The sequence below is a fragment of the Sphingopyxis sp. genome (genome assembly GCF_036261875.1).
GTDB lineage: Bacteria > Pseudomonadota > Alphaproteobacteria > Sphingomonadales > Sphingomonadaceae > Sphingopyxis.
The window spans coordinates 1-26,739 of the sequence record NZ_DATAJZ010000001.1 but is presented as its reverse complement, the minus strand read 5'-3'; the positions used below and the strand labels follow the sequence as shown (position 1 = coordinate 26,739).

37 protein-coding genes are annotated in these 26,739 nt (G+C 65.5%); 5 read left to right on the top strand and 32 right to left on the bottom strand.

Going from position 1 to position 26,739, the window contains the following annotated elements:
• Window positions 1-8: 8 nt before the first annotated feature.
• From rplE to rpsL, 18 genes are all read right to left on the bottom strand, one after another.
• Entirely contained in the window at window positions 9-587 is a 579-nt protein-coding gene (gene rplE, locus VHO04_RS00185) for a 50S ribosomal protein L5 (protein WP_297664163.1), read from the bottom strand.
• A complete protein-coding gene (gene rplX / locus VHO04_RS00180; protein ID WP_257546113.1) occupies window positions 580-897 on the bottom strand; it encodes a 50S ribosomal protein L24 in 318 nt (105 codons plus the stop codon). Before rplX ends, rplE begins: the two co-directional genes overlap by 8 nt.
• Window positions 898-899: 2 nt before the next feature.
• The gene (rplN, locus tag VHO04_RS00175; protein WP_033074348.1) at window positions 900-1,268 is read right to left on the bottom strand and encodes a 50S ribosomal protein L14; all 369 of its coding nucleotides are present in this window, start codon (window positions 1,266-1,268) and stop codon (window positions 900-902) included.
• A 58-nt stretch (window positions 1,269-1,326) separates the two neighbouring features.
• On the bottom strand, window positions 1,327-1,608 hold the full coding sequence (gene rpsQ / locus VHO04_RS00170) for a 30S ribosomal protein S17 (protein WP_297664160.1): 282 nt from the start codon (window positions 1,606-1,608) through the stop codon (window positions 1,327-1,329).
• A 12-nt stretch (window positions 1,609-1,620) separates the two neighbouring features.
• Window positions 1,621-1,824, bottom strand: coding sequence for a 50S ribosomal protein L29 (gene rpmC, locus VHO04_RS00165; RefSeq protein WP_257546124.1), 204 nt, complete (start codon window positions 1,822-1,824; stop codon window positions 1,621-1,623).
• A gap of 5 nt (window positions 1,825-1,829) precedes the next feature.
• Window positions 1,830-2,261 (bottom strand): 50S ribosomal protein L16, encoded by a 432-nt coding sequence (gene rplP / locus VHO04_RS00160; protein ID WP_257546126.1) that lies wholly within the window; start codon window positions 2,259-2,261, stop codon window positions 1,830-1,832.
• A gap of 11 nt (window positions 2,262-2,272) precedes the next feature.
• Complete coding sequence (rpsC, locus tag VHO04_RS00155) at window positions 2,273-2,980, bottom strand: 30S ribosomal protein S3 (RefSeq protein WP_297664154.1); 708 nt, start codon at window positions 2,978-2,980, stop codon at window positions 2,273-2,275.
• 1 nt (window position 2,981) lies between these two features.
• Window positions 2,982-3,362 (bottom strand): 50S ribosomal protein L22, encoded by a 381-nt coding sequence (rplV, locus tag VHO04_RS00150; RefSeq protein ID WP_054589690.1) that lies wholly within the window; start codon window positions 3,360-3,362, stop codon window positions 2,982-2,984.
• Complete coding sequence (gene rpsS, locus VHO04_RS00145) at window positions 3,362-3,637, bottom strand: 30S ribosomal protein S19 (RefSeq protein ID WP_037556370.1); 276 nt, start codon at window positions 3,635-3,637, stop codon at window positions 3,362-3,364. The genes rplV and rpsS overlap by 1 nt, the downstream gene beginning before the upstream one ends.
• Before the next feature lie 3 nt (window positions 3,638-3,640).
• On the bottom strand, window positions 3,641-4,477 hold the full coding sequence (gene rplB / locus VHO04_RS00140; protein ID WP_297664148.1) for a 50S ribosomal protein L2: 837 nt from the start codon (window positions 4,475-4,477) through the stop codon (window positions 3,641-3,643).
• Between the two features lie 22 nt (window positions 4,478-4,499).
• Window positions 4,500-4,808 carry a 50S ribosomal protein L23 gene (locus VHO04_RS00135; protein WP_329626491.1) on the bottom strand — a complete coding sequence of 103 codons (309 nt, stop codon included), beginning with the start codon at window positions 4,806-4,808 and terminating at the stop codon, window positions 4,500-4,502.
• A complete protein-coding gene (rplD, locus tag VHO04_RS00130; protein ID WP_297664145.1) occupies window positions 4,801-5,427 on the bottom strand; it encodes a 50S ribosomal protein L4 in 627 nt (208 codons plus the stop codon). The genes VHO04_RS00135 and rplD overlap by 8 nt, the downstream gene beginning before the upstream one ends.
• A gap of 2 nt (window positions 5,428-5,429) precedes the next feature.
• Entirely contained in the window at window positions 5,430-6,203 is a 774-nt protein-coding gene (rplC, locus tag VHO04_RS00125; protein WP_329626490.1) for a 50S ribosomal protein L3, read from the bottom strand.
• A gap of 298 nt (window positions 6,204-6,501) precedes the next feature.
• Window positions 6,502-6,813 (bottom strand): 30S ribosomal protein S10, encoded by a 312-nt coding sequence (gene rpsJ / locus VHO04_RS00120; protein WP_011543089.1) that lies wholly within the window; start codon window positions 6,811-6,813, stop codon window positions 6,502-6,504.
• A gap of 147 nt (window positions 6,814-6,960) precedes the next feature.
• Entirely contained in the window at window positions 6,961-8,154 is a 1,194-nt protein-coding gene (gene tuf / locus VHO04_RS00115) for an elongation factor Tu (RefSeq protein ID WP_329626489.1), read from the bottom strand.
• Window positions 8,155-8,271: 117 nt separating this feature from the next.
• Window positions 8,272-10,365 (bottom strand): elongation factor G, encoded by a 2,094-nt coding sequence (gene fusA, locus VHO04_RS00110; protein ID WP_329626488.1) that lies wholly within the window; start codon window positions 10,363-10,365, stop codon window positions 8,272-8,274.
• 106 nt (window positions 10,366-10,471) lie between these two features.
• Window positions 10,472-10,942 carry a 30S ribosomal protein S7 gene (gene rpsG / locus VHO04_RS00105; RefSeq protein WP_297664138.1) on the bottom strand — a complete coding sequence of 157 codons (471 nt, stop codon included), beginning with the start codon at window positions 10,940-10,942 and terminating at the stop codon, window positions 10,472-10,474.
• A gap of 73 nt (window positions 10,943-11,015) precedes the next feature.
• Window positions 11,016-11,387, bottom strand: coding sequence for a 30S ribosomal protein S12 (gene rpsL / locus VHO04_RS00100; protein WP_329626487.1), 372 nt, complete (start codon window positions 11,385-11,387; stop codon window positions 11,016-11,018).
• 320 nt (window positions 11,388-11,707) lie between these two features.
• On the opposite strand from rpsL, the gene VHO04_RS00095 reads away from it, so the two are divergent.
• A complete protein-coding gene (locus VHO04_RS00095; RefSeq protein ID WP_329626486.1) occupies window positions 11,708-12,202 on the top strand; it encodes a DNA-deoxyinosine glycosylase in 495 nt (164 codons plus the stop codon).
• 9 nt (window positions 12,203-12,211) lie between these two features.
• Here the strand turns inward: VHO04_RS00095 and VHO04_RS00090 are convergent, their stop codons facing one another.
• The gene (locus VHO04_RS00090) at window positions 12,212-14,590 is read right to left on the bottom strand and encodes a S8 family peptidase (protein WP_329626485.1); all 2,379 of its coding nucleotides are present in this window, start codon (window positions 14,588-14,590) and stop codon (window positions 12,212-12,214) included.
• Window positions 14,591-14,711: 121 nt separating this feature from the next.
• Between VHO04_RS00090 and VHO04_RS00085 the strand changes: the two genes are divergently transcribed.
• Both VHO04_RS00085 and dapD read left to right on the top strand, forming a co-directional pair.
• The gene (locus tag VHO04_RS00085) at window positions 14,712-15,389 is read left to right on the top strand and encodes a pyrimidine 5'-nucleotidase (RefSeq protein ID WP_329626500.1); all 678 of its coding nucleotides are present in this window, start codon (window positions 14,712-14,714) and stop codon (window positions 15,387-15,389) included.
• Entirely contained in the window at window positions 15,386-16,225 is an 840-nt protein-coding gene (gene dapD / locus VHO04_RS00080; protein ID WP_329626484.1) for a 2,3,4,5-tetrahydropyridine-2,6-dicarboxylate N-succinyltransferase, read from the top strand. Before VHO04_RS00085 ends, dapD begins: the two co-directional genes overlap by 4 nt.
• Window positions 16,226-16,313: 88 nt before the next feature.
• Here dapD and gpmA read toward each other — a convergent pair whose 3' ends face one another.
• Complete coding sequence (gpmA, locus tag VHO04_RS00075; RefSeq protein WP_329626483.1) at window positions 16,314-17,000, bottom strand: 2,3-diphosphoglycerate-dependent phosphoglycerate mutase; 687 nt, start codon at window positions 16,998-17,000, stop codon at window positions 16,314-16,316.
• A 202-nt stretch (window positions 17,001-17,202) separates the two neighbouring features.
• Here gpmA and VHO04_RS00070 point away from each other — a divergent pair, with 202 nt between their 5' ends.
• Window positions 17,203-17,658: an Hsp20 family protein gene (locus VHO04_RS00070; RefSeq protein ID WP_257546203.1), complete on the top strand. Its 456-nt coding sequence runs from the start codon at window positions 17,203-17,205 to the stop codon at window positions 17,656-17,658.
• A 121-nt stretch (window positions 17,659-17,779) separates the two neighbouring features.
• On the opposite strand, the gene VHO04_RS00065 is transcribed toward VHO04_RS00070, so the two are convergent.
• The 12 genes from VHO04_RS00065 to VHO04_RS00010 all read right to left on the bottom strand — a co-directional run bounded on the left by VHO04_RS00065 (window position 17,780) and on the right by VHO04_RS00010 (window position 26,185).
• On the bottom strand, window positions 17,780-18,247 hold the full coding sequence (locus VHO04_RS00065; protein WP_329626482.1) for a GNAT family N-acetyltransferase: 468 nt from the start codon (window positions 18,245-18,247) through the stop codon (window positions 17,780-17,782).
• Window positions 18,244-19,353, bottom strand: a complete 1,110-nt coding sequence (locus tag VHO04_RS00060) for a M14 family metallopeptidase (protein ID WP_329626481.1) — start codon at window positions 19,351-19,353, stop codon at window positions 18,244-18,246. The genes VHO04_RS00065 and VHO04_RS00060 overlap by 4 nt, the downstream gene beginning before the upstream one ends.
• Window positions 19,350-19,976, bottom strand: a complete 627-nt coding sequence (locus VHO04_RS00055) for a DUF4136 domain-containing protein (RefSeq protein ID WP_329626480.1) — start codon at window positions 19,974-19,976, stop codon at window positions 19,350-19,352. The genes VHO04_RS00060 and VHO04_RS00055 overlap by 4 nt, the downstream gene beginning before the upstream one ends.
• Before the next feature lie 178 nt (window positions 19,977-20,154).
• The gene (locus tag VHO04_RS00050) at window positions 20,155-20,829 is read right to left on the bottom strand and encodes a cell wall hydrolase (protein ID WP_329626479.1); all 675 of its coding nucleotides are present in this window, start codon (window positions 20,827-20,829) and stop codon (window positions 20,155-20,157) included.
• Between the two features lie 197 nt (window positions 20,830-21,026).
• Window positions 21,027-21,365: a DUF1491 family protein gene (locus VHO04_RS00045; RefSeq protein WP_329626478.1), complete on the bottom strand. Its 339-nt coding sequence runs from the start codon at window positions 21,363-21,365 to the stop codon at window positions 21,027-21,029.
• A gap of 16 nt (window positions 21,366-21,381) precedes the next feature.
• Window positions 21,382-21,846 carry a PTS sugar transporter subunit IIA gene (locus VHO04_RS00040; RefSeq protein ID WP_257546215.1) on the bottom strand — a complete coding sequence of 155 codons (465 nt, stop codon included), beginning with the start codon at window positions 21,844-21,846 and terminating at the stop codon, window positions 21,382-21,384.
• A gap of 158 nt (window positions 21,847-22,004) precedes the next feature.
• Window positions 22,005-22,586: a ribosome hibernation-promoting factor, HPF/YfiA family gene (gene hpf, locus VHO04_RS00035; RefSeq protein ID WP_329626477.1), complete on the bottom strand. Its 582-nt coding sequence runs from the start codon at window positions 22,584-22,586 to the stop codon at window positions 22,005-22,007.
• Between the two features lie 43 nt (window positions 22,587-22,629).
• The gene (gene dnaQ / locus VHO04_RS00030) at window positions 22,630-23,328 is read right to left on the bottom strand and encodes a DNA polymerase III subunit epsilon (protein WP_329626476.1); all 699 of its coding nucleotides are present in this window, start codon (window positions 23,326-23,328) and stop codon (window positions 22,630-22,632) included.
• Window positions 23,329-23,347: 19 nt separating this feature from the next.
• On the bottom strand, window positions 23,348-23,971 hold the full coding sequence (coaE, locus tag VHO04_RS00025) for a dephospho-CoA kinase (protein ID WP_257546221.1): 624 nt from the start codon (window positions 23,969-23,971) through the stop codon (window positions 23,348-23,350).
• Window positions 23,968-24,780 (bottom strand): shikimate dehydrogenase, encoded by an 813-nt coding sequence (gene aroE / locus VHO04_RS00020; protein ID WP_329626475.1) that lies wholly within the window; start codon window positions 24,778-24,780, stop codon window positions 23,968-23,970. Before aroE ends, coaE begins: the two co-directional genes overlap by 4 nt.
• On the bottom strand, window positions 24,777-25,376 hold the full coding sequence (locus VHO04_RS00015; RefSeq protein WP_329626474.1) for a Maf family protein: 600 nt from the start codon (window positions 25,374-25,376) through the stop codon (window positions 24,777-24,779). The genes aroE and VHO04_RS00015 overlap by 4 nt, the downstream gene beginning before the upstream one ends.
• Window positions 25,373-26,185 (bottom strand): pyruvate, water dikinase regulatory protein, encoded by an 813-nt coding sequence (locus VHO04_RS00010; RefSeq protein WP_329626473.1) that lies wholly within the window; start codon window positions 26,183-26,185, stop codon window positions 25,373-25,375. Before VHO04_RS00010 ends, VHO04_RS00015 begins: the two co-directional genes overlap by 4 nt.
• Before the next feature lie 348 nt (window positions 26,186-26,533).
• Between VHO04_RS00010 and VHO04_RS00005 the strand changes: the two genes are divergently transcribed.
• Window positions 26,534-26,739 (top strand): uroporphyrinogen decarboxylase family protein (locus tag VHO04_RS00005; RefSeq protein WP_329626472.1); only part of this gene is annotated, 206 nt, incomplete at its 3' end.

Sequence of the window (26,739 nt, the reverse complement as noted above, 5' to 3'; positions counted from 1 at the left end):
CAAGGGGATCAGGCGGCTTCCTTTTCCTGCGCTGCGATCGGGAAGGGGAAGCCGAACAGCTTGAGCAGTTCGCGGGCTTCGTCATCCGTGCGAGCGGTGGTGGTGACGATCACGTCCATGCCGCGCACCTGGTCGATGCGGTCATAGTTGATCTCGGGGAAGATGATCTGTTCCTTCAGGCCCATGGCATAGTTGCCACGGCCGTCGAAGCTGGTCGCCGACACGCCGCGAAAGTCGCGGATGCGCGGCATCGCGATCGTGATCAGGCGATCGAGGAACTCGTACATGCGTTCGCGGCGCAGAGTCACCTTGCAGCCGATCGGCATGCCTTCGCGCAGCTTGAACTGCGCGATCGACTTCTTTGCCTTGGTCACGACGGGCTTCTGGCCGGCGATCAGCTCCATTTCGGCTGCCGCGGCTTCGACCTTTTTCTTGTCCTGCGTGGCTTCGCCGACGCCCATGTTGAGCGTGATCTTCTCGATCTTCGGCACTTCCATCACATTCTTGTAACCGAATTTCTCGGTCATCGCCTTGACGATCTTGTCGTCATAGAGCTTGCGCATGCGCGGGGTGTAGGTGTCAGCCATTGATCGTCTCCCCGGACTTCACGGCCACGCGGACCTTCTTGCCGTCCTTGGTTTCAAAGCGGACGCGCGTCGGCTTGCCGGTCTTGGGATCGGCGAGCGCGACCTTGCTCGCGAAGAGCGGCGCTTCCTTGCGCTCGAGGCCGCCCTGCGGGTTCTGCTGGGTCGGCTTGCGGTGGCGGGTGATGACGTTGACGCCCGCGACGACGACCTTGCCGTCCTTCGGCAGGCTCTGCGTCACTTCGCCGGTCTTGCCCTTGTCCTTGCCGGACAGGACGACGACCGTGTCACCCTTCTTGATCTTGTTCGCCATGGTCAGAGCACCTCCGGCGCCAGGCTGATAATCTTCATATAGCCCTTGCCGCGCAGTTCGCGGACGACGGGGCCGAAGATACGCGTGCCGATCGGCTCCTCATTCTTGTTGACGAGCACCGCGGCGTTGCTGTCGAAACGGATCACCGAACCGTCGGCGCGGCGCACATCCTTCGCGGTGCGGACGATGACGGCGCGATGCACGTCGCCCTTCTTCACCTTGCCGCGCGGCTGGGCTTCCTTGATCGACACGACGATCACGTCGCCGACGCCGGCGACTCGACGCTTCGAGCCGCCAAGCACCTTGATGCACTGGACGCGCTTCGCACCGCTGTTGTCGGCGACTTCCAATTGTGACTGCATCTGAATCATCGATGCACTTCCTTCTTCCTTGGCCTACCGGGGCTCCCCGGCGGTTCCGTGAAACTCTTTACGCTTGCGCGTCGATCTCGTCGGCCTTCTTCGCCTTGGTCGAGATTTCGACCTTGTCGAGAACCTTCCAGGTCTTCAGCTTCGAAATCGGCTTCGTTTCCTCAATGCGGACGGTTTCGCCGGCCTTGATGGCGTTGTCCTCATCGTGGGCGTGATACTTCTTCGAGCGGCGGATGATCTTGCCGTACAGAGGGTGCTTGACCTTCCGTTCGACCTTCACGACCACGGTCTTGTCGCCCTTGTCGGACACCACCGTGCCGGTCAAAATGCGCTTCGGCATGGGTTGGTCTCCTTACTTGGCGGCCGAGCGCGCGCGCCCGGTCTGCTCGGTCTTGACGCGCGCGATGGTGCGGCGCACTTCCTTGACCCGCGATGCCTTTTCCAGCTGGCCGGTGGCGGCCTGGAAACGGAGGTTGAACGCCTCACGCTTCAGTTCGCCAAGCTGTTCGGCGAGCTGGTCGTCGGTCTTCTTGGTCAGATCTTCGGTCTTGGCCATGGCCCTCAACCCTCCAGGTGCGAGGTGTCGCCGAGGCGGGCAACGACCTTCGTCTTGATCGGCAGCTTCATCGCCGCACGTTCGAACGCCAGCGCGGCCACCGGACCGGGGACGCCGTCGAGTTCGAACAGGATGCGGCCGGGCTTGACGCGGGCGGCCCAGAATTCAGGCGAACCCTTGCCCTTGCCCATGCGGACTTCGGCGGGCTTCGACGACACGGGAACGTCGGGGAACACGCGGATCCAGAGGCGGCCCTGACGCTTGATCGCACGGCTGATCGCGCGGCGAGCCGCTTCGATCTGGCGCGCGGTGATGCGCTCGGGTTCCATCGCCTTCAGGCCGTAGGAGCCGAAGTTCAGGCTGGTGCCGCCCTTGGCGAGGCCATGGATGCGGCCCTTGAAAGCCTTGCGGAACTTGGTTTTTTTCGGTTGCAGCATGTCAGCAGTCCTTAGCGGCGATCGTCACGGGCCGGACGGACGCCGGTCGTCTGCGCATCGAGCATCAGACGGTCGGTCGCCATCGGGTCATGACCCAGGATCTCGCCCTTGAAGATCCAGACCTTGATACCGCAGACACCGTAAGCGGTGTGCGCTTCGGCCTCGGCATAGTCGACGTTGGCGCGCAGCGTGTGCAGCGGCACCCGGCCCTCGCGATACCATTCGGTGCGCGCGATTTCCGCGCCGCCAAGACGGCCGGCGCAGTTGATGCGGATGCCCTCGGCGCCGAGACGCATCGCCGACTGCACCGCGCGCTTCATCGCGCGGCGGAAGGCGACGCGGCGTTCGAGCTGGTCGGCAATGCCCTGGCCGACGAGCTTGGCGTCGACTTCGGGCTTGCGGATCTCAACGATGTTCAGCGACACGTCGCTGCCCGTCAGCTCACCGAGCTTCTTACGCAGCTTCTCGATATCGGCGCCCTTCTTGCCGATGATGACGCCCGGACGGGCGGCATAGATCGACACGCGGCACAGCTTCGCCGGACGCTCGATCACGACCTTCGAGATCGCGGCCTGCGGCAGGGTCTTGAACACATATTTGCGGATCTTCAGATCCTCGACCAACATGCGGCCATAGTCCTGGCCCTCGGCGAACCAGCGGCTGTCCCAGGTGCGGTTGACCTGCAGGCGCAGGCCGATCGGATTGCTCTTCTGGCCCATCTTACGCCTCTTCTTCCTGTTCGCGGACGACGATGCGGATGCGGCTGAAGGGCTTGACGATCCGGGTCGACTTGCCGCGGCCGCGAGCGTGCCAGCGCTTCATCGAGATCGACTTGCCCACGCTCGCTTCCTTGACGACCAGCGCGTCAACGTCGAGGTTGTGGTTGTTTTCCGCGTTCGCAACGGCGCTGGCGAGAACCTTGCGCACATCGACGGCCATCGCCTTCTTCGAGAAAGCGAGGACGTTCATCGCGTCTTCGACCTTGCGGCCGCGGATCAGCGCGGCGACGAGGTTCAGCTTCTGCGCCGAGCCGCGAATCTGCGTGCCGACCGAGAGCGCCTCATTGTCCGCAACGCGGCGGGGGGACTTTTCCTTGCCCATTAGCGTTTGCCCTTCTTGTCGGCCGCGTGGCCGGGGAAGAAGCGCGTCGGCGCAAATTCACCCAGCTTCATGCCGACCATGTCTTCATTGACCGACACCGGCACGAACTTGCGGCCGTTGTAGACGTTGAAGGTCAGCCCGACGAACTGCGGCAGGATGGTGGACCGGCGCGACCAGGTCTTGATCGGGGCAGAGCTGCCGCCGTCCTGGGCCGTTTCGGCTTTCTTGAGGAGATGAAGGTCGACAAACGGACCCTTCCAGACCGAGCGAGCCATGGCTTACCTCTTCTTCTTCGCGTGACGCGACCGGATGATCATCTTGTCGGTCGACTTGTTATGGCGGGTACGAGCACCCTTGGTCGGCTTGCCCCACGGGGTCACCGGATGACGGCCACCCGAGGTGCGGCCTTCACCACCGCCGTGCGGGTGATCGACCGGGTTCTTGGCGACGCCGCGAGTCAGCGGACGCTTGCCGAGCCAGCGGCCGCGGCCCGCCTTGCCCAGATTGGTGTTCTGGTTGTCGGGGTTCGACACCGCGCCGACCGTGCCCATGCACTCGCCGCGAATGTAGCGCTGTTCGCCCGAGCCGAGACGCACGATGACGAGGCCGCGGTCACGACCGACGACCTGCGCATAGGTGCCTGCCGAACGGGCGATCTGGCCACCCTTGCCCGGCTTCATCTCGATATTGTGGACGATCGTGCCGACCGGCATCTGCGACAATTCCATCGCATTGCCCGGCTTCACGTCAGTCTTCTTGCCGGCAACGACAGTGTCGCCGACGGCCAGACGCTGCGGCGCCAGAATATAGGTCTGCTCGCCGTCCTCATATTTCACGAGGGCGATGAACGCCGTGCGGTTGGGGTCATATTCCAGACGCTCGACGGTGGCCGGCATGTCCCACTTGCGACGCTTGAAGTCGATGAAGCGGTACTTCTGCTTGTGGCCGCCGGCGATGCCGCGCGAGGTCACATGACCCTTGTTGTTGCGGCCGCCGGTCTTGCGCTTGCCTTCGGTCAACGCCTTGACGGGCTTGCCCTTCCACAGCGACGACTTGTCGACGAGGATCAGGCCGCGCTGCGCGGGGCTGGTCGGGTTATAATGTTTGAGTGCCATTTTCTCTGCCTTCCCGAGCCGCTCAGACGCCCGTGGTGACGTCGATCGACTGGCCTTCGGCCAGGCGAACGATCGCCTTCTTCACGTCGCTGCGGGTGTAGGGCTTGCCCTTCCAGCGCTTGGTCTTGCCCTTAGTGACGAGCGTGTTGACGCCGACGACCTTGACATCGAACAGCGCCTCGACGGCTGCCTTGATCGCGGGCTTGGTCGCGTCATTCGCGACCTTGAACACCACGGCGTTGTTTTCGCTGAGCAGCGTCGACTTTTCGGTGATCACCGGAGCGAGGATCACGTCATAATGACGCGCATCGACAGTTTTTGCGTTAGCCATTGAAACGGGCCTCCAGCTTTTCGACCGCCGCGCGGGTCAGGACCAGCGTGTCGGCACGGATGATGTCATAGACATTGGCGCCCGCGGCCGGCATCGCGTCGATGCCGATCAGGTTAGCCGATGCCATCGCGAAGCTGGCGTGGACCGCGTCGCCGTCGATGAACAGGGCGCGGTTCCCGAGGTCGAGCTTGCCGAGCTTGCCGGCGAGCGCCTTGGTCTTCGCGTCCTTGAGCTCGAGCGTGTCGAGAACGACGAGCTTGCCGCCCAGCGCCTTGTCGCTCAGCGCCATCTTGAGGCCGAGGCTGCGGATCTTCTTGTTCAGCGAGTGACCGAAGGTGCGGGCCCGCGGGCCGTGCGCCTTGCCGCCGCCGATGAAGATCGGCGCCTTGCGATCGCCGTGACGAGCCGTGCCGCCGCCCTTCTGGCGACCGAACTTCTTGCCGGTGCGGGCAACGTCGCTGCGCTCGCGAGCGGCGCGGGCGGGGCCGCGGCGCTTTTCGAGCTGCCACGCGACGACGCGGTGCAGGATGTCGGTGCGCGCATCGACGCCGAAGACGTCGTCGTTAAGGTCGATGTCGGCGCCAGCCTTGCCATCGAGGGTCTGAACCTTGACCTTCATGATCAGGACTCCTGTGCGCCGTCGGTGGCCGCGGTGTCGACGACGGTTTCTTCGACCGGCGTTTCGACCGGCGCGTCAGCCGGGGCATCGTTGGTGTTGGCCGCGCTCTTGATGCCCGCCGGATAGGGAGCCTCAGGGTGACGCGGCAGCTTCACCGCATCGCGGACGAGCAACCAGCCGCCCTTCGAGCCAGGGACCGAGCCCTTGACGAAGAGAAGGCCGCGCTCGACGTCGGTGCGGACGATTTCGAGATTCTGCTGGGTGCGGTTGCGCGCGCCCATGTGGCCGGCCATCTTCTTGTTCTTGAAGACGCGGCCGGGATCCTGGCGGTTACCGGTCGAACCATGCGCACGGTGACTGATCGACACGCCGTGGGTCGCGCGCATACCGCCGAAACCCCAGCGCTTCATCGCACCGGCAAAGCCCTTGCCTTGCGTGACGCCCTGGATGTCAACGATCTGGCCGGCGACGAAGTGATCGGCCGACAGTTCGGCGCCGACGTCGAGCGTCGCGTCGTCGGCGACGCGGAATTCGACGAGCTTCGCCTTGGGCTCGACCTCGGCCTTGCCATAGGCGCCGCGCTGCGGCTTGGCGACGTTCTTCGCCTTGGCCGATCCGGCACCGAGTTGAACGGCCACATAGCCGTCGCGGTCTTTATCGCGCACGGAGACGACCTGGCAGCCTTCGAGGCTCAGGACGGTGACGGGCACGTGGCGGCCGTCGTCCTGAAACAGGCGGGTCATCCCCATTTTCTTCGCGATCACGCCAGTACGCATGATCATACTCCTCAACAGAGGCCGGGCGGACCATTCCGCACGGCTTGCGGGACCCACCGAGGCAGACCCCGGCGGAACCCTCCCAGCCCAAGATTTCAATGCATCGCCCCGTCCGGGCTGAGGTGCCGCCATCCCGAAGGATCTGCGGCGAGACGGGGGACGCAGCCCGGACCATGATGCTTCAAGGAAGCGGTCCGGCGGTATCCACCCTATCGTCGGTCCGGATCGCTCCGGACGGTGCCGGCACCGAAGTGCCTGGCCGATAGAGACCCCCGCGAAAGCGGGGGCTGCGTTGACCTTAGGCCAACTTGATCTCGACGTTCACGCCCGCGGCGAGGTCGAGCTTCATCAGCGCATCGACCGTCTGCGGGGTGGGCTGCACGATGTCGAGCAGCCGCTTGTGGGTACGTACCTCGAACTGCTCGCGCGACTTCTTGTCGATGTGCGGACCGCGGTTCACGGTGAATTTTTCAATACGCGTCGGAAGCGGGATCGGACCGCGAATGAGAGCGCCCGTGCGACGTGCCGTATCGGCAATGTCGGTGGTGGCCTGATCGAGCACGCGGTGATCAAAGGCCTTCAGGCGAATGCGAATATTCTGCGTTTCCATGACTGTTCCAGTCGAATCCCGTCTAACGATGCGAAAGAGCCGAAATGGCCTGCCCCGGCCTCCTGTTGGAAGCCGGTGAGGCCATCAAAAACCTTTAAGCTACGAGCCGCGCGAATCGATCCGAATCGCGCGGCTCGCGGCCCTATATTACTTTGTGATCGTCGCGACAACCCCTGCGCCGACCGTGCGGCCGCCTTCGCGAATCGCGAAGCGCAGACCCTGGTCCATGGCGATCGGGGCGATCAGCTTGACCGACAGCTGGACGTTGTCGCCCGGCATGACCATCTCGGTGCCCTCGGGGAGGATAACCTCGCCGGTGACGTCGGTGGTGCGGAAGTAGAACTGCGGACGATAGTTCGCGAAGAACGGCGTGTGACGGCCGCCTTCGTCCTTCGACAGGACATAGACTTCCGAGGTGAACTCGGTGTGCGGCGTGATCGAGCCGGGCTTGGCCAGAACCTGGCCGCGCTCGACTTCTTCACGACCGACGCCGCGGATCAGCGCACCGATGTTGTCGCCGGCTTCGCCCTGATCGAGCAGCTTGCGGAACATTTCGACGCCGGTGACGGTCGTCTTCTTGGTGTCCTTGATGCCGACGATCTCGACTTCTTCACCGACCTTGACGACGCCGGTTTCGACGCGGCCGGTGACGACGGTGCCGCGACCCGAGATCGAGAACACGTCTTCGATCGGCATCAGGAAGGGCTTGTCGAGCGGACGCTCGGGCTGCGGGATCCAGCTGTCGACCGCGTCCATCAGCTTCAGGATCGCGTCCTTGCCGATGTTGTCGTCGCGGCTTTCCAGCGCGGCGAGGGCCGAACCGGCGATGATCGGAATATTGTCGCCGTCGAAGTCGCGCTTCGAAAGCTCCTCGCGGATTTCGAGTTCGACGAGCTCGAGCAGCTCGGGATCGTCGAGCTGGTCGACCTTGTTGAGGAAGACGACCATGGTCGGAACGCCGACCTGCTTCGCGAGCAGGATGTGCTCCTTGGTCTGCGGCATCGGGCCGTCAGCGGCCGACACGACGAGGATCGCGCCGTCCATCTGCGCGGCGCCGGTGATCATGTTCTTCGCATAGTCGGCGTGGCCGGCGCAGTCGACGTGCGCATAGTGGCGACCGTTCGTCTCATATTCGACGTGCGCAGTCGAAATAGTGATGCCGCGCTCGCGCTCTTCGGGCGCCTTGTCGATGTTCGCGAAGTCGACGGCCGCGTTGCCCGCGATGTTTTCCGCCAGCACCTTGGTGATCGCTGCGGTCAGCGAGGTCTTGCCATGGTCGACGTGACCGATGGTGCCGATGTTGCAGTGCGGCTTCGTCCGCTCAAATTTAGCCTTAGCCATGATATGGAACCTTCTTGTTCATGTGTTTGGGTTGATCAGTTTGGACGAGCCTGCTGAATCAGGCGCCGCCCTTAGTAGGTCTTGCCGCGCGGCGCAAGTCCGCGCGGCTTGAGCCCATCAGGCCATCTTGGCCTTCACCTCTTCAGCGACGTTCGTCGGCACTTCTTCATAATGCGAGAACTGCATCGAATAGCTGGCGCGCCCCTGGCTGAAGCTGCGCAGCTGATTCACATAACCGAACATATTCGCCAGCGGCACGATCGCCTCGACGACCTGGGCGATGCCGCGGCTGTCGGTGCCCTGAATCTGCCCTCGGCGGCTGTTAAGATCGCCGATCACGTCCCCCATGAATTCCTCGGGAGTCACGACCTCGACCTTCATCACCGGCTCGAGCAGCTTGATGCCGGCTTTCGCCGCCACTTCGCGCATCGCCGCGCGGCCCGCGATTTCGAACGCCAGCGCCGACGAGTCGACGTCGTGATACGCGCCGTCCGTGAGCTTGATTTCGAAGTCGATGATCGGGAAGCCGATCATGTGACCGTTTTCGGCCGATTCGCGCATACCCTTTTCAACCGACGGGATATATTCGCGCGGGATGTTGCCGCCCTTGATCTCGTCGATGAAGGTGATGCCCGAACCGCGCTCGCCGGGGGCGACGCTGACCTTGACGCGGCCGAACTGGCCCGAGCCGCCCGACTGCTTCTTGTGGGTATAATCGACGTCGACCGGCTTCGCGAGCGATTCGCGATATGCCACCTGCGGCGCGCCGACATTCGCCTCGACCTTGAACTCGCGCTTCATGCGATCGACGAGGATGTCGAGGTGGAGTTCGCCCATGCCCTTGATGATCGTCTGGCCCGATTCATGATCGGTCGAAACGCGGAACGAGGGATCCTCGGCGGCCAGGCGGTTGAGCGCGATGCCCATGCGTTCCTGGTCGGCCTTGGTTTTCGGTTCCACCGACAGCTCGATGACCGGCTCGGGGAATTCCATCCGCTCGAGGATGATCGGCGCGTTGGTGGCGCAGAGCGTGTCCCCGGTGGTGGTTTCCTTGAGGCCCGCCAGCGCGACGATGTCGCCCGCATAGGCTTCCTCGATGTCCTCGCGGCTGTTCGCATGCATCAGCAGCATACGACCGACCTTTTCCTTCTTGTCCTTGACGGAGTTCAAGTAGGTGCCCTTGTTCAAGGTGCCCGAATAGATGCGAGCGAAGGTGAGCGAACCGACGAACGGATCGTTCATGATCTTGAACGCGAGCAGCGACAGCGGCGCCGAGTCCGAAGTCTCGCGCGAGTCGGGCTGGTCGTTCGCCGGGTTGATGCCCTGGACGTCGGGAATGTCGAGCGGCGAGGGCAGATAGTCGACGACCGCGTCGAGCAGCGCCTGGACGCCCTTGTTCTTGAACGACGAGCCGCACAGCACGGGCACGAAGGCCTGCGCCAGCGTGCCCTTGCGGATCAGCGCCTTCAGCGTCGCGACGTCGGGGACGGTGCCCTCGAGATAGGCTTCCATCGCATCGTCGTCCTGTTCGACGGCGAGCTCGACCAGCTTTTCGCGATATTCGGCGGCCTTGTCCTTCATGTCCGCCGGGATGTCTTCATAGAAGAATTCGGCGCCGAGGCTTTCGTCCTTCCAGATGATCGCGCGCTCGTTGACGAGGTCGACGAGGCCGACGAAGTCGCTTTCGGCACCGATCGGCAGATACAGCACCGCCGGCGTCGCGCCGAGGCGATCAATGATCGTCTGCACGCAATAATAGAAGTTGGCGCCGGTGCGATCGAGCTTGTTGATGTAGCACATGCGCGGAACTTTATATTTGTCCGCCTGGCGCCACACGGTTTCCGACTGCGGTTCGACGCCGGCAACGCCGTCGAACGCGGTGATCGCGCCGTCGAGGACGCGAAGCGAGCGCTCGACCTCGATCGTGAAGTCGACGTGTCCGGGGGTGTCGATGATGTTCAGGCGATGCTCGGGCCCCTTGCCCTCATCGGCCTTCCACAGACAGGTGGTCGCCGCCGACGTGATCGTGATGCCGCGTTCCTGTTCCTGTTCCATCCAGTCCATCGTCGCGGCGCCGTCATGGACTTCGCCGATCTTGTAGGACTTGCCGGTGTAATAGAGAATGCGCTCGGTCGTCGTGGTCTTGCCGGCGTCGATGTGCGCCATGATCCCAAAGTTGCGATAGTGTTCGAGCGGATGGCTGCGTGCCATGGTCTTTTCCTTGGATTTGGGGGGCGGCCGGTGGGGCCGCCCCCGATATAGGAAGGTTTGTTACGATTGCGAGACGGCCCCAGAATACGGGGACCGTCCGCGCGAATTACCAGCGATAGTGGCTGAAGGCGCGGTTCGCTTCGGCCATGCGATGCGTGTCTTCGCGCTTCTTCACCGCGTTGCCGCGGTTGTTCGACGCGTCGAGCAGTTCGCCCGACAGGCGCGCGGCCATCGTGGTTTCGCTGCGGTTGCGCGCGGCGGCGATCAGCCAGCGGATCGCCAGCGCCTGCGCACGGTCGGGACGGACCTCGACCGGAACCTGATAGGTCGCACCGCCGACGCGGCGGCTGCGGACTTCGATGTTCGGGCGGATGTTCGCCAGCGCTTCGTGGAACACGCCGATCGGTTCTTTCTTGGCGCGGGCTTCGACCGATTCTAGGGCACCGTAGACGATGCTTTCGGCGACGGACTTCTTTCCGTCCAGCATGACGCTGTTCATGAATTTCGACAGCACGACATCCCCGAAACGGGGATCGGGCAGGATTTCGCGACGTTCAGGACGACGACGACGAGCCATAGGTAATTCCTTTTACAACAGCATCCCGGCGCAAGAGCAGCCAGGGATGATCAAATAGCCGAAAGAGCGGTCCTTACTTCGGACGCTTCGCACCGTATTTCGAACGGCTCTGCTTGCGGTCCTTAACACCCTGCGTATCGAGCACGCCGCGCAGGACGTGGTAACGCACACCGGGAAGGTCGCGGACACGACCGCCGCGGATCAGCACGACGCTGTGTTCCTGGAGGTTGTGGCCTTCGCCGGGGATGTAGGTGATGACTTCGCGGCTGTTGGTCAGGCGGACCTTGGCAACCTTGCGGAGCGCCGAGTTCGGCTTTTTCGGGGTCGTCGTATAGACACGGGTGCAAACGCCGCGCTTTTGCGGGTTCGCTTCCATCGCCGGGACCTTGGAGTTCGCCTTTTGCGGCGTCCGACCCTTGCGGACCAGCTGGTTGATCGTGGGCATGAATGCTTCACCTTTTTGTGTTCGCCCATCAAAGCGAACGGTTACTGTACCGCGGTGGATGAAGCTCCGGCCGCTTACCCGCCAAAAAGGGCGAAAAACGGCCGACCTGATAACAGCAAAAGACCCCGGCGGAATCGCATTGATCCTCCGGAGGCTCCATCCGCGCCAGCAATGTTCAAGCGCTGTTGTAACTGAAAAAGGCAGCAAACTGCCCTTTTCGGTCGAGCGCGCCCCTAGCGGCGATTCCCCCGATGGTCAAGAGGCAGGGCTCCGCAGCCGGTAATATTGTTGCGCCGCCGCGTCCGCGCTATCCCCCTGCCATGCCCACCGCGCGCCACGCCAGCTTTGCCCCGCACGTCGCCCTCGATACGCGCCTGCTGATCCTCGGCAGCCTGCCCGGCGCGCGGTCGCTCGCCGAACGGCAATATTATGCGCATCCGACCAACCAGTTCTGGCGCCTGCTCGGCGATGTCCTCGCCCGCCCGCTCGCGGCGCTGCCCTATGCCGAGCGGCTGGCGGAGCTGCACGCGATGAAGGTCGGGCTGTGGGACGTGATCCGCAGCGCCGAGCGCCGCACGAGCAGCGATTCGCTGATCCGCGAAGCCGAGCCGCACGACCTCGCCGCGCTGGTCGCCGATCTGCCCGCCCTCCGCATGATCGCGTTCAACGGCGGCAAGGCGGCGGCGATCGGCCGGCGCCAACTGCCGCCGCTCGAAGGCATCGCGATCATCGACCTGCCGTCGAGCAGCGCCGCGCACACGATCGGCTTCGCGGCGAAACGCGATTCCTGGCTCGCGCTGCGCGCCGCGCTTTAGAACCCCATCTTAGAACCCCATCGAAAAGCGGAGCGCCGCACCCTTGTCGTCGGGCAGCGCCGCGATGTGACCCGGATCCCGGCGCCACCATGTGTTGGCGATGAGATCGCCGCCGAACAGCGTCAGCGCGTAGCTCGCCTCGACCACCAGTTCGCGGCCGCTCGGCGCCAGATTATAGGTGCGTCGCCCGAAAGTGGCGGCGCCGGTGTCATAATCATAGGCGACGGACAGCATCAGATCGAGGCCGCCATGGGTAACGCGCAGCGGCTGCGCGAAACGCAGCGCGGCCCGATCGCCGGTCCCGAACAGCCCCGCCTTGGCGATGTCGAACGAAAAGGCGGTCGAGCGGAGCGTGCCGCCCGCGATCAGCCCGCCATGATCGGGCCGCGTCCACATCTGGCGCCACGCCCCCGACAAGCTCCAGCCGCCGTCGAGATCGAGCCCGAGACTAGCGTCGCCGACGAGGCTGGCCGCGCCGCCGGCTCCGAAAACGGAGCCGAGACGCGCGCCGAGAAGGCTGTCCGATTCGCGAACCCAACTGCCCCCCAGCATCGCGCGGACGCGGCCGAAGCGCCCGTCCCACGCCGCCCCCAGCCGCTGATAGCGGCTGTCGCGGCCCGAACGATAGCGGAGCAGCGGATCGTCCTGCCAGCGCGATCCCGACACCCAGCCATTCTCGGCGGTGAAGCTGAGCCTCTGTCCATGGTCGAGGTCGCGGCGAAGCAGCAAACCGGCGCCCGGGCTCGCCGCGAAGCCGAGGCCCTCCTGCGCCGCGACGCCGATCAGCATCGCGTGGTTCGATTCGCCGCGTTCGCCGGCAACGAGGCCGCCGAGGCCGCGCCCCGCGGCAAAGCCGATCCGCGTCCGATCGTCCAGCCGCGCGATCATCGATGCCGCGATCGTGCGCGCCTGTCGCGCGTCGCGAAAGGGCAGCCCCGCCAGGGCATCGCTGCCGGGCGCGGTCAGGACCGAGAGCGCCAGCGCGTCCGACGCGGCGCTTTGCTGGCGGACAAGGCCGCCGATCGCGCCCGACAATTTGAAATCGGGGCGCCGCGGCATGAGCGACCGGCCGAAATCGACGTTGAAGGCGCGGCCATATCCGTCGGTGACCAGTCCGACGGCGGTCGCCGCGCCCGTGCCGCCCGCATCGCCCATCGGACCGCCAAGCAGGCCGAGCGCGGTGTCGAGCCGCACCGCGCTCGCGGTGCCCGCCAGCGTCGTCGCGCCCATCGGCTGAAAGGCCCGCGCGATGTCGAGAATGCCCTGCCCGAACACCGCATCCTCGCCCGCCGCCCCCGCGTCGCGCGCCGACTGATAGAGCAATTGCACGATCTGCTGGCTGGTCAGATTGGGAAAAGCCTGCGCGATCAGCGCGACGGCGCCCGCGATCTGCGGCGCGGCAAAGCTGGTGCCATTAAGGACGAAGACGAAATTGCCTTCGGTCTTGAGCACGCCATTTTCATAGGCACAGCAGACCCCCTCGCCAAGCGCCGCGAGATAGGATCCGGCATAGCCGCCGGCGCGGTTGCTGAAGCTGGAGATCACGCCCCGGTCGTCGACCGAACCCGCGATGATCACCAGCCCGCCGCCGGCATCGCGCAGGCCCTGCGCGAAAGGCTCGGGATTGTTCGGATCATTGCCGTTCGCGGTCGTATCGCCTTCGTTTCCGGCCGAGAGGACGACGATGATCCCCGCCGCGGTCGCGCGCGCCACTGCGGCGCGCAGCCCCGTGCCGGGCGGGTCTTCGCCGCCCAGCGAGATGTTGACGACGCGCGCGCCGGCGCTGATCGCGCGGTCGAGCCCCGCCGCGATCGCACTGTCGCCGAAGCGGCACCCGCTTTCGTCGTCATCGGGATCCTCGGTCGCACAGCTTCCCGGCCGGTCGGCGCGCAGCACGAGCAGATTGGCGTTGAAGGCGATGCCGAAGGTGCCCGCGTCATTCTTGCCGCCGAGCAGCACCTGCGCGACGTTGGTCCCGTGCGTCCCCTCGGCATCGATGCCGCGCGATCCGGCGACGTCGGCCGAGGCGGGCGAAATGCGCCCGGCGAATTCGGGGCTGTCTTCGTCGATCCCGTCGTCGATCACCCCCGCCAATATCCCCTGCCCGGTCGCGCCCGCCTGATAGGCGGTGATCGCACCGTGGAAATTCACCCCGTCCGAGCGCCGCGTCTCGGCGGTGTTGAAATTGCCGGTCGGAGGCGGCGTGGGGGTCGGAGCAGGGGTAGGAGTCGGAGCGGGAGTGGGGGCCGGAGGCGGCGCGGGCGTCGGCGACGGCCGCGTTCCGCCTCCGCCGCAAGCGGCGAGCGACAGGCAGGCGACGCTCAGAAGCAGCGGCAGGGGTCGCCGGGCAATCTCCCGGATCGAACGGCGCTGCACGCTCTCCATCATCGCCCGTCTCCCCTATCCCCTCACGATCATAGCATTTTCCGGTTTAGGCCCAAAGCCATTGCCGCAAAGTAAAGCATCCGCCTTGCCGCCGCGTCGCCCGGCCCTTATGCGGCCGATCACCATGACTGTGCCGATCGACCATATCGACAATTGGATCTTCGATCTCGACAACACGCTTTATCCGCCGTCGGCGAAGCTGTTCGATCTGATCGACGCGCGCATGGGCGCGTTCATCATGCGCCTGCTAAGCGTCGATGCGGTCGAGGCGCGGCGGGTGCAGAAGCAATATTTCCACGACCATGGCACGACGATGGCGGGGTTGATGCGGCACCATGGCGTCGATCCCGAGGCTTTTCTGGTCGACGTCCACGATATCGCGCTCGACCGGCTGACGATCGACACGCGGTTGCGCGCCGGCCTCGAACGGCTCCCGGGGCGAAGGCTGGTCTTCACCAATGCCGACGCCGACTATGCCGCGCGCGTGCTCGAAGCGCGCGGGATCGCCGATCTGTTCGACGGCATCTGCGACATCCGCGTCACGCGCTACACGCCCAAGCCCGATCCCGAAGCCTATTCGACGATGATCGCGCACCTCGGCGTCGATCCGGCGAAGAGCCTGTTCGTCGAGGATATGGCGCGCAACCTGACACCTGCCAAAGCGCTCGGCATGACGACCGTCTGGCTGGACAATGGCAGCGAAAGCGGCCATCGCGACCACCTGCCGGACCATGTCGATTTCCACGCGACCGACATCGCCGACTGGCTCGACGACCTGCCTTTACCTTGGGGATTTTCATGACCGACCTGCAAACGACGATCGAAGCCGCCTGGGACGCGCGCGACACGCTGGGGCTGACGACGACCGGCGCGGTGCGCGAAGCCGTCGAGGCCGCGATCGCCGGGCTCGACGACGGCAGCTTCCGCGTCGCGGAGCGCGACGCCGGCGGGACGTGGCAGGTCAATCAGTGGCTCAAGAAAGCGGTGCTGCTGTCATTCCGCCTCAATGACATGAAGATCATCGAGGGCGGGCCCGGCGGTGCGACCTGGTGGGACAAGGTGCCGTCGAAATTCGCCGGCTGGGGCGAAAACCGTTTCCGCGACGCCGGCTTCCGTGCGGTGCCCGGATCGATCGTCCGCCGCGGCGCCTATATCAGCAAGGGCGCGGTGCTGATGCCGAGCTTCGTCAACATCGGCGCTTATGTCGGCGAAGGGTCGATGGTCGATGCCTGGGCCACCGTGGGAAGCTGCGCGCAGATCGGCGCGGGCGTCCATCTGTCGGGCGGCGCCGGAATCGGCGGCGTGCTCGAGCCTTTGCAGGCGGGTCCGGTGGTGATCGAGGACGGCGCCTTCATCGGCGCGCGCGCCGAAGTCGCCGAGGGCGTGATCGTGCGCGAGGGCGCGGTGCTGTCGATGGGCGTCTATCTCGGCGCCTCGACCAAGATCGTCGACCGCGCGACCGGCGAGGTCTTCATCGGCGAAGTGCCGCCCTATGCCGTCGTCGTCCCCGGATCGCTCCCGGGCAAGCCGCTCCCCGACGGAACGCCGGGTCCGTCGCTCTACTGCGCGGTGATCGTCAAGCGCGTCGACGCGCAGACGCGTGCGAAGACCGGCATCAACGAACTGCTGCGCGATTGATCCTGTCGTCGCCCCTGCCTTCGCGGGGGCCGCGGGCAGCGTTGCGCTACATCGATAGCGGCCCCCGCCTTCGCGGGGGCGACGGTTTTCAACGCTCGCTCAGATAATAACGCTCGCGCGCCGTCAGATCGTTGTCGAGATCATAGACGATCGGCTGCCCCGTCGGAATCTCCAGCCCGGTGATGTCGGCGTCCGAAATGCCCGACAGATGCTTGACCAGCGCGCGCAGGCTGTTGCCGTGCGCCGAGATCAGCACCGTCTTGCCGGCCTTGAGCTCGGGCGCAATCGCGCTTTCATAATAAGGCAGAACGCGGGCGATCGTGTCCTTGAGACTTTCGGTCGACGGGATCGCAATGCCCGCGTAGCGCGGGTCTTTCGACAGGTCCCAGGGCGAATCGGCGGCAAGCGGCGGGGGCGGGGTGTCGAAGCTCCGCCGCCAGATCTTGACCTGTTCGTCGCCATGCTTCGCCGCGGTCTCGGCCTTGTCGAGACCGGTGAGGCCGCCGTAATGCCGTTCGTTGAGGCGCCAGTCCTTGGTCACCGGCAGCCACAGGCGGCCCATCGCCTCGAGCGCCAGATTCAGCGTCTTGATCGCGCGCGTCTGGACCGAGGTGAAGCCGACGTCGGGGGCGATGCCCTTGTCCTTCATCAGCTCGCCCGCGGCCCACGCCTCGGCCGCGCCCTTTTCGGTGACGTCGACATCCCACCAGCCGGTAAAGCGGTTTTCGAGATTCCACTGCGACTGGCCGTGGCGGATGAGGATGAGCTGCGGCATGGTCTGTCCTTCGGCTGGAGGGGGATTCGCCGCCCCCTTAGCGCGGGTTTTTGCCGAACGCCAATCGCCCCCTTGAAATGGTTTCATCCGTTACCAGATGGAGGACATCCGGCCGCCGATACGGGGCCGGACGGCGATCGCGGCACGTCGCATGATTCGGGCCGCGGTCCCTTTGCTTCGCTTTGACAGGAAGGAATGACCCATGCGTAACAGCTTCGACTGGACCCCCTATCGCCGTTCGACCGTCGGCTTCGACCGACTGTTCGATTTCCTCGAATCGAGCGGTTCCGCGGACAATTATCCGCCCTTCGACATCGAGAAGATCGCCGACGATCATTTCCGCATCACGGTCGCGGTCGCGGGCTTCAAGAATGACGAGATCGACATCACCGCGCAGCAGAACATGCTGACCGTCAGCGGCCGCAAGGCGCCGGCGAAGGAAGGCGAGGGCCGCCAGCTTCTCTACAGCGGCATCGCGACGCGCGCGTTCGAGCGCCGCTTCCAGCTCGCCGACTTCGTGCGGGTCGACAAGGCCGATCTCGCCGACGGCCTGCTCATCATCGACCTGGTGCGCGAAGTGCCCGAGGCGATGAAGCCGCACAAGATCGCGATCGGCGGCGTCACGCCGTCGGTGATCGAGGACAAGAAGGCCGCCTGAGCCTTTTGAGCCTTGCCCTTCGGGGCATCAGAGCGGGGTCCGGCTTCCCTCTCCCGGACCCCGTTTTCTTTTGGCGCTCGCGCAAAGACGCGAGGGCCGGATGGGTATCCGCTGCTTACGATCAGAGCCGCCGGGTCATGAAGCGGCTGAAAGGGTCCGGCCGATAATCGGCGAAGGGCTCACAATCCTCGAAACCGTGACGCCGATAGAGCGCCAGCGCGGGTTCGAAGGCCGTGCCCGATCCGGTTTCGAGGCTGAGCCGCTCGGCGCCGTGCCTCCGCGCTTCGGTGATGATATGGCCGAGCATCCGCGCGGCGACGCCCTGACGAAGGAAAGCGTCGGCGGTGCGCATCGACTTGATTTCGCCGTGCGCGCCATCCAGCATCTTGAGCGCGCCGCAGCCTGCCAGCACCCCCTCCTTGTGGATCGACCAGAAAGTCACGCCGCCTGCGCGCAGGCCGTCGAAATCGAGGAAGTGACAGCTTCCGACCGGCGAATTGGCTAGCATCCCAGCGAAATGCCGTTCCAGCAGCGTGCGGATCGGCGCGCCCGACAGATCATCCTCGACGATCCGCCAGCTATCGCTCACAGCATCTGGTCGAGCGTCTGGAGACAGGCGTGCGCGAGCAGCTTCGAGCGTTCGGGCGACCAGCCCTGCACCGGATCCGGCAGGTCGCGATTGTCCTTGAACGGCATTTCGAGCGTCATCGACACCGCACCGAAACGCTCGGCAAGCTGCGTCGTCGACATGCTGAGATTCGCCTGGCCCGGCGCCGAAAATTCATAGCCGAGCTCGACCTGAAAATCGGGGGTATTCGCGGCAAGCGCGGTCTGAAACGCCCGATATTTTGCGGTCTGCGCATCCGTCAGTGACGGAATGCCCTCGAACCCCGCGAGGAAGACCGCGGGGATCGCCTCGTCGCCATGGACGTCCATCGCCCAATCGACGCCGCTTTCGTCCATCGCGTTCCGCACGCACAGCACTTCGGGGCTGCGTTCGATGGTGGGATTGTCCCATTCGCGGTTGAGGTTCACCCCGGCATAGTTGGTGCGCAGATGGCCGCGCCGCGACCCGTCGGGATTCATGTTCGGGACGATATGGAAACGGCATTTGCCCAGCAGCGACCGCGCGTAGGGGTCGGCGGGATCGGTGAGCTTTTCGAGCGCGCCTTCCATCCACCATTCGGCCATCGATTCGCCCGGATGCTGGCGCGCATAGAGCCAGACCTGCGTGTCGCCGCTGCCCATTTCGAGGCAGTCGATCGGCTGCCCCTCGAGGCTGGTGCCGAGGCAGCGATAGGTGACGCCTTCGCATTCGGCGACCGAGGCGACCAGATCATGGTGGCGTTCCATCGAATAGGGCGCGAAATAGGCGATCCAGAGCAGCGGTCCTTCGGCGGTATGGCGGACCGTCAGCGTGCCGGCCTCATAGCTGGTGTCGAGGCGGAACCAATGCTCGCGGTCATAGCTCGCGGCGGCGGCATAGCCGGGCCAGCCGTCGGGATAGGCCGAGTTCGCCAGACCGGCGATCGCCAGTTCCAGCGCATCGCCGGCGCTGCAGGCGACGCGAAAGTGAAACCATTGAAAGAAATCGGATTCGCGATCCTTGCGGATGGAAAGACGCGCCGAAGTGCCTTCGACGCTGTCCACGACGATATTGCCGCTGTCGAACGCGGCGTTGATGCTGATAGTCATGGGACGCTGATAGTGCGTCCCGATTCGCCGGGAAAGTCCCTGAATAAGGCTTCGGCCAATTTCGCCGCGGCGAGCGACGGCTGCGAGGCGGGCGCCTTCACTGGAACCGCGGTCAGCGCGCGGCCTTCCCACAGGGCCTGACCCGATGCGGCATCGTCGATGCGCACCGACAATTGAAGGTCGGCCATCCGCTTCGGCCCGCCGCCGAGGTTGATCCCGACGCCGAGCCCGACCCCCGAGCCATAGCTACCGGTCGAACCGCCGACCCCGACCGAAACCGGCGAGCGCCGTGCCGCGGGAGCCTGTTCGTTGCGATCGAAGCCGATGCGGACCTTGAGCGGCGCGCGCTCGCCGGTGGCCGCGGCGACGAGGCCCTGGCGCTGCAGTTGCTGTTCGACCGCGGTGCGATAGCTCGACCATTCGAGCGACGCCGCGTTGGCGCCCACCATCGCCGCCGGATCGCCGAGTGGCGCGTCGTCGACGGCATAGCGCGTGCCCGGCGCCCAGCCCGCTGGGGCATTGCCGTGAAAACGGGTGACTTCGACCGGCGGCACGGCTGTCGCACAGCCGCCGAGCGCGAGCGACGCTGCGATCAGCAGCGTGGCAGGGAGATGACGCGTCATGCGCGCATCATGCGCCACAAAATCTGGCCTGGCAATGAACGGGATGCGCGGCTCCACCCATTGAACCAGCCGTCATCCCGGCGAAGGCCGGGATCTCTTCCGTGCGTCAGTATGCGAGGGCGGGATCCCGGCCTTCGCGGGATGACGGAGGGCGGCGATAGCGTTCCGCCCGCTCCCTTCACCGATAGAAGATATGATTGTCGATCGACGCGACGCGCGTCTTGCGCCAGCCCGGCGAGACATAGCGTGCGTGAAAGAAGAGCGCGCCCGGCGCCTGCGTCTTCCAGCTTCCGTCGCGGGCGATCTGCGCGATGGCGACGGCGTTGTTCCACTGAGCAGCGTTGCGGATCGCGGGCATCTTGCCGTGGCGCACGAAGCTGAACTGGCTCGGCTGGTGGACGACGCCGCACAAGCTCTTGGGAAAGCGGCCCGACTTGGCGCGGTTGATCACGACATGCGCGACCGCGAGCTGGCCCGCGAGCGATTCGCCGCGCGATTCGAAATAGACGGCGCCGGCGAGGCACCGCAGCTCAGGATCGATCTCGGCCGGACGGTCGGTCGCGGCGACGAGTTCGGCCAGCGAATCGATATCCAGCACCGGCTTCGGTTCGGCCGCGGGCTCGTCCCTGTTTTCGGGAAGGGGGCTTTGGGGAAGGGTCACGACCGGCTGTTCGCTTGTCGTCGTGGCATCCGCCGGGCCGCTCTGCGGCGCATCGGCGCCCGGCAGGGTGATGGCGGGAAGATTCGCGCTGGTCGCGAGATCGCTCGCGAAGCCCGGTTCGGCCAGCAGCAGCATCGCGGTGGCCGTCATGCCGACGGCGGCCACGCTGGCGGCGTTCAAAATGCGACTCATATAATCCGTCAAAAGGGCGGCTGATGGACCGAAACCTCAAGACAGGCGGGTGAGCTGTATCTGGCTCTATGCCGCCTGCGGCCATCATCCGACTGCGTGTCCGAACCGTTTTTCGGGGCGCTTGCCAAGGCAAGGCAACCCACGGAACGACCTACGCGTTATGGAATGGGCGCCAGTTATTGTGCGGCGCAACAGAGTCAAGTTAACGCAGCCCACTCCGCGACGAGTTGTGGCGCATCTGCGATATCCAGTTCGACGATCCACAGGTCGGGATCGGCCTTTCGCCGCCGTTCCCGATAGTTTGCGCGGGCTTCACCATCTTTTGGGTCATCGGGCCCCACGGCCTGCCAGATATAGCGTCCGTCCAGCGAAAAGCGGCGTTCCAGCAGCGGTCCCGGCTCGCCGCGATCGCTGCATTGGACGAGGATGATCCCGGAGGTTTCGTCCCCCCGCGCGAGGATCGCCGCGAAGCCGCCGGCCGCTTCGGTGCGGCGGAGGAGGAGGTCGACGAGAAAGCGACTCTTGAGCCGAGCCACGGAAACGGTCGCGCGCCTAGGCCGCGTCGCGCGTTTCGGCGTCGACGAGCATCGCATAGAGCGCCTCGTCGCTTTTCGCGCCGCGCAGCCGTTCGGCGATGCTGTCGTTACGGAGCATCCGCGACACGCCGGCGAGCGCCTTCAGATGATCGGCACCCGCGTCGAGCGGCGACAGCAGCACGAACAGCAGGTCGACCGGCAGGCCGTCGACCGCCTGGAAATCGATCGGGCGGGCCAGTTGCAGGAACAGGCCGCGCACCCCGGTGAGGTCCGCCATCTTCGCGTGCGGAAGCGCGATGCCGCGGCCGAAGCCGGTCGAGCCGAGGCGCTCACGCTCGAGCAGGGCTTCGCTGACTTCGCCGGCGTCGAGGCCGAGCGAGCGCGCGGCAAGATCACCGACGAGCGGAAACAGCGCCTTTTTCGAATCGAGCTGGACATGCGCGCGCACGGTCGCGGGGTAGAGAAGGGAAGATAGGTTCATCGCTTTGGTCAAATCATATCCGCCGGGCGCCGCCCGGTTCATCCTGTTGGCAAACGATCGTGGGATCGGTCGTGTGGCAGGCCCCGCCATCCGGGTATCAATGGGCGCGGCCCTTAGGCCGGATGGCGGAGAAAATCCAGTCCTATTGTCCGGAGCTTCTATCCCTGGCGCGGCTCGACCCAGCCGATCGTGCCGTCGTCGCGGCGATAGACCATATTGTGCGACCCGGTCTTGCTGTTGACGAACAACAGCGCGTTGGTGTTGCGAAGGTCGAGCATCATCACCGCATCGGACACGCTGCTGGTCGGGATATCGACGCGCGTTTCGGCGATGATCGCCGGGGCGTCGCCGGCCTCATCCTCGTCGGCGCCGCCATCGAACACGACATAGCTCGCATTTTCCACGAAATCGTCGATCGACGCGGCGGATTGGCCGTTGAGGTTCCCGCGGTCCTTCAATCGTCGCATATAGCGTCGAAGCTGTTTTTCGATACGCTCGGCGGCGGCTTCGAAAGCGACGTGCGCATCCTGTGCCTGGCCATGCCCCTTGAGCACGAGCCCCTGCATCACATGCGCGACGATATCGCACTGGAAACTGTCGTGCGGCCCCTTGCCGAAGGTCGCGTGCGCGCCGAGCGCGCGGGAGAAATATTTGTCGGCAATCGCGTTCATCCGGTCTGACACACGCGCCTGCAGCGCTTCGCCGGTTTCGATCTGGTGTCCAGAGACGCGGATTTCCATTTTTCTTCTCCTTCCAGAATCGCGGCGGCGGCCGGGGCCGCCGTCACGGACTATCGTGCCAGAGCGGTCCAGTGAGCTTGGCGACGAATTCGGCATGGCGCGCCAGTTCGGCCGCGCTGGCGGCATGGGCGCGCGGTTCGCGAAAGGCGCGCGGTGGCGCGGCGGCGCGAACGGGATCGGCGGCGGCCTGCCCGGCCGGCGCGGTTTCCGCCGCCAGGCCAAGGCCGATCTGCCGCCCGCCGGTCATTTCGATATAGAGATGCGCGAGCAGTTCGGCATCGAGCAGCGCGCCATGCTTGACGCGGTGGCTGCGGTCGATGCCGTAGCGCGTGCAGAGCGCATCGAGGCTGTGCTTGGCGCCCGGATGGAGCTTGCGCGCCATCTGCACGGTGCAGCACATGCGCGCCATGTCGAGCGCGGGACGTCCGGCGCGCGCAAGCTCGGCGTTGATGAAGCCGAAGTCGAAGGCGGCGTTGTGCGCGACCATCGGCGCGTCGCCGAGAAAGTCGATCAGTTCGTCGACGCGGGTCGCAAACAGCGGCTTGTCGGACAGGAACTGGATCGACAGGCCATGCACCGCCTCGGCCTCGGCCGGCATGTCGCGTTCGGGATGAAAATAGGCGTGAAAGGTCCGGCCCGATTCGCGGCGGTCGATCAGTTCGATGCAGCCGATTTCGACCAGCCTGTGCCCCGCTCTGGGGTCGAGTCCCGTAGTTTCCGTATCGAAGATTATCTCACGCATCTTCGAATCAATATTGCCCCTATCGGGCGCGGAAACAAGAGGCGATGGCGCGGATTTGACGGTGCGTCTCGCTTTTGGGGCGGCCCGTTTCGATCACGAAATCGGCGCGGGCGCGCTTGACGCGGTCGGGCACCTGAAGGCGCCGGATCGCCTTCAGCTTGGCGGCGGTCATTCCGGGGCGGCGCATCACGCGCTTTCGCTGCATCCACGCCGGCGCGGAAACGACGGCGATCGCGCCGACGCGGCGCCAGCCGCCCTTTTCGAAGAGCAGCGGAATGTCGAGAACGATCAGGTCGCGGGCGCGGTGGCGCGCGAGAAAGCGTTTCTGCGCCTTGCCGACCGCCGGATGAATGATCGCCTCGAGCGCGGCGAGTTCGTGGGTGTTGCCGAGCACCCGCGCGCCGAGTTTCTGCCGGTCGACTCCCGCCGGCCCGGTGGTGCCGGGAAAGCGCGCCTCGATCGCGGCGACCAAGGCGCCGCCGGGTCCTTGCAGCCGATGCACTTCGGCATCGGCGTCGAAGACGGGGATGCCTTCGCGCTCGAACATCGTCGCCGCGGTCGACTTGCCCATACCGATCGAGCCGGTCAGGCCGAGGATGAACGGACGGCGGAGCCGCGAGGCGGGGCGCGGGTGATGCGTCATGCGGTCAGCAGCGCGCGCAATTCCTCGTCACGGCCCTCGGGGGGCGGCGCACCGAAGAACAGTTCGAAGGCGAGCGCGGCCTGACCGATCAGCATGTCGAGCCCATCGACGGTGTCGAGCCCGCGCGCCGCGGCTGCCTTCAACAGGCCGGTCTGGAGCGGCGCGTAAACGAGGTCGTAGACGACGGCGTCTTCGGGAAGCGGCGCCAGGTCGAGGTCGAGCGGCGGCTGGCCGGTCATGCCGAGGCTGCTCGCATTGACGAGCAACGCGGCCGGCGGGAGCGATGCATCGAGCGGGGCGACATCGCCCTTCAGCCCGAAGGTCGCGAGCAGCCCCATCGCTTTCAGCGGCGAGCGGTTCAGGATCGTCACGGACCCCACGCCCGCGCGGGCGAGCGCGAACAGCACCGCCCGGGCGGCACCGCCCGCCCCGACGACCACGACCGGCGCGCCTTGAAGGTCGAGCTCGGCGAGCGGCGCATAAAAGCCCGCGGCGTCGGTATTGGTGCCGATCAGCGCGCCGTCGGGCTGGCGCACGATCGTGTTCATCGCGCCGATGGTGCCGCGGATATTGCCGGGATCGTCGACGAGATCCATCACCGCGACCTTGTGCGGGATGGTCACGTTGCAGCCGCGCCAGCCGGCGTCGACGCGGCGCTCGCCGATATAGGCGGCCAGATCCCCGGGGGTCACATGCCGGCGGCGGTAATCGCCCTCGATCCCGAGTGCCTTCAGCCAGAAACCATCGATCAGCGGCGACTTCGACTGGGCGATCGGGTCGCCGATCACCTCCGCATAGGGCGCGCTCATGCCGGGGCCAGCCCGGTCGCGCGCAGCCAGGCGAGCAGCGGGAGCATCGGCATACCGATGATCGTCCAGGGATCGCCTTCGACCCGGTCGAATAGTTGCACGCCCGCCCCCTCTATCTCGTAGCAGCCGACGGTCCAGCGGATGCTGTCCCAGTGGCGCGCGACATAGTCGGCGATGAAGGCGTCCGGCAAGGGGCGCATCCACAGCCTTGCCTCGCCCACTGCGCGCCAGACGGGCACGCCGTCGCGCGCGGCGACCACGCCGCTGAACAGGCGGTGGCGCGTTCCGGCCATGCGGCGAAGATGATCGGCGGCCTCTGCGGGGTCCGCAGGTTTCGTCAGCATCGACCCATCGTCGAGCGCCAGCGTGGTGTCGGCGCCGATCACGGTGACGCCGGGAAGCCGCGACGAAATCTTGACCGCCTTCGCTTCGGCGAGCGCGTCGGCGATGTTGCGCGCGGTCTGCCCGGCCGCAAGCAGCGAAGCGGTCAGCGCCTCCTCGTCGACATGCGCCGCGCTCGTCTCGAAGCTGAGCCCGGCGGCGCGGAGCATTGCGGCGCGGCCGCTGCTCTGCGAGGCGAGAAGAAGCTGGGTCATGCCGTGCCGCGATCCTCGACCAGCTTGATCACCGCGGCGGCGGTCTCCTCGATCGAGCGGCGCGTCACGTCGATCACCGGCCAGCCGTTGTCGGCGAACATGCGCCGGGCATAGGCGATCTCGGCCTTGACCCTTTCGTCGTCGACATAGGCGGTTTCGGGCGCCTGATTGAGCGAGAGGAGGCGGTTGCGCCGCACCTGCACCAGCCGGTCGAGCCCGGTCGTCAGCCCGACGACGAGCGGGCGTTTCAGATTGTAGAGCGCGTCGGGCGGCGGCGATTCGGGAACGATCGGGATGTTCGCGGTCTTGTAGCCGCGATTGGCGAGATAGATGCTCGTCGGGGTCTTCGAGGTGCGCGATACGCCCGCGAGCACGATGTCGGCCTGCTCCCAATTCTCCCAGCCGATGCCGTCGTCGTGCGCGACGGTGAATTGAATCGCCTCGACCCGCGCGAAATAGGCGGCATCGAGGACATGCTGGCGGCCGGGGCGCGCCTTCGCTTCCTGTCCCAGCATCCGCGACAGCGCATCGGTGACCGCGTCGAGCGCGGGGACGAGCGGCAGGCCCTGCGCCTGCGCGCGCCGCTCGAGGCTGGCGCGCAGCTCGCCGTTGACCAGGGTGAACAGGATCATGCCGGGGCTGGCCTGCACTTCGGCGATGATCCGGTCGAGATGCGATTCGGATCGCACCATCGGCCAGAAATGGCGCACGACCTCGACATCGTCGAACTGCGCGATCGCCGCCTTGGCGATATTTTCGAGCGTTTCGCCGGTGGAATCGGATATGAGGTGCAGGTGGAGCCGGTCCATGGCCCATATTTCGCAGCGGCGAAGGAAAAGGCAAGCCGGGCTTTGCTCGCATCGCTCCCCGAACGGCCTTGTGGATAAGCCTCGGCATAACCGCCGGGACAAGATCGGCACACGGGATTCATCCCCGACGCTGCCGATTCCGCTCCACCCCTTGTCCACAAGCGATGATATTTATCCACAGGCTGTGAATTAGGAGGAAAGCCGCTGGCGACTCCGTGACGTTACCCGTGACGCACAGAGTCAATATGTTGGCAAAAGCGGCGCCCGCGCCTAAAGCCCCGCAATCCGCCGACCAACAAACCACCACAATCATCTTTAAATATATATGAAGAGAGAAAGAGAGACCGCGTGAAGGCGTCGTCGAAGAGCTTGCTGGCAACGCTGCGCGGGGTGCGGCAGGAGCGGCCCGCGCTGTGGCTGATGCGCCAGGCCGGGCGTTATCTCCCCGAATATCGCGCGCTCCGGGAAACCAAGGGGGGCTTCCTCGAACTCTGCTACGACAGCGAGGCCGCGGCCGAGGTCACCTTGCAGCCGATCCGCCGCTTCGGCTTCGA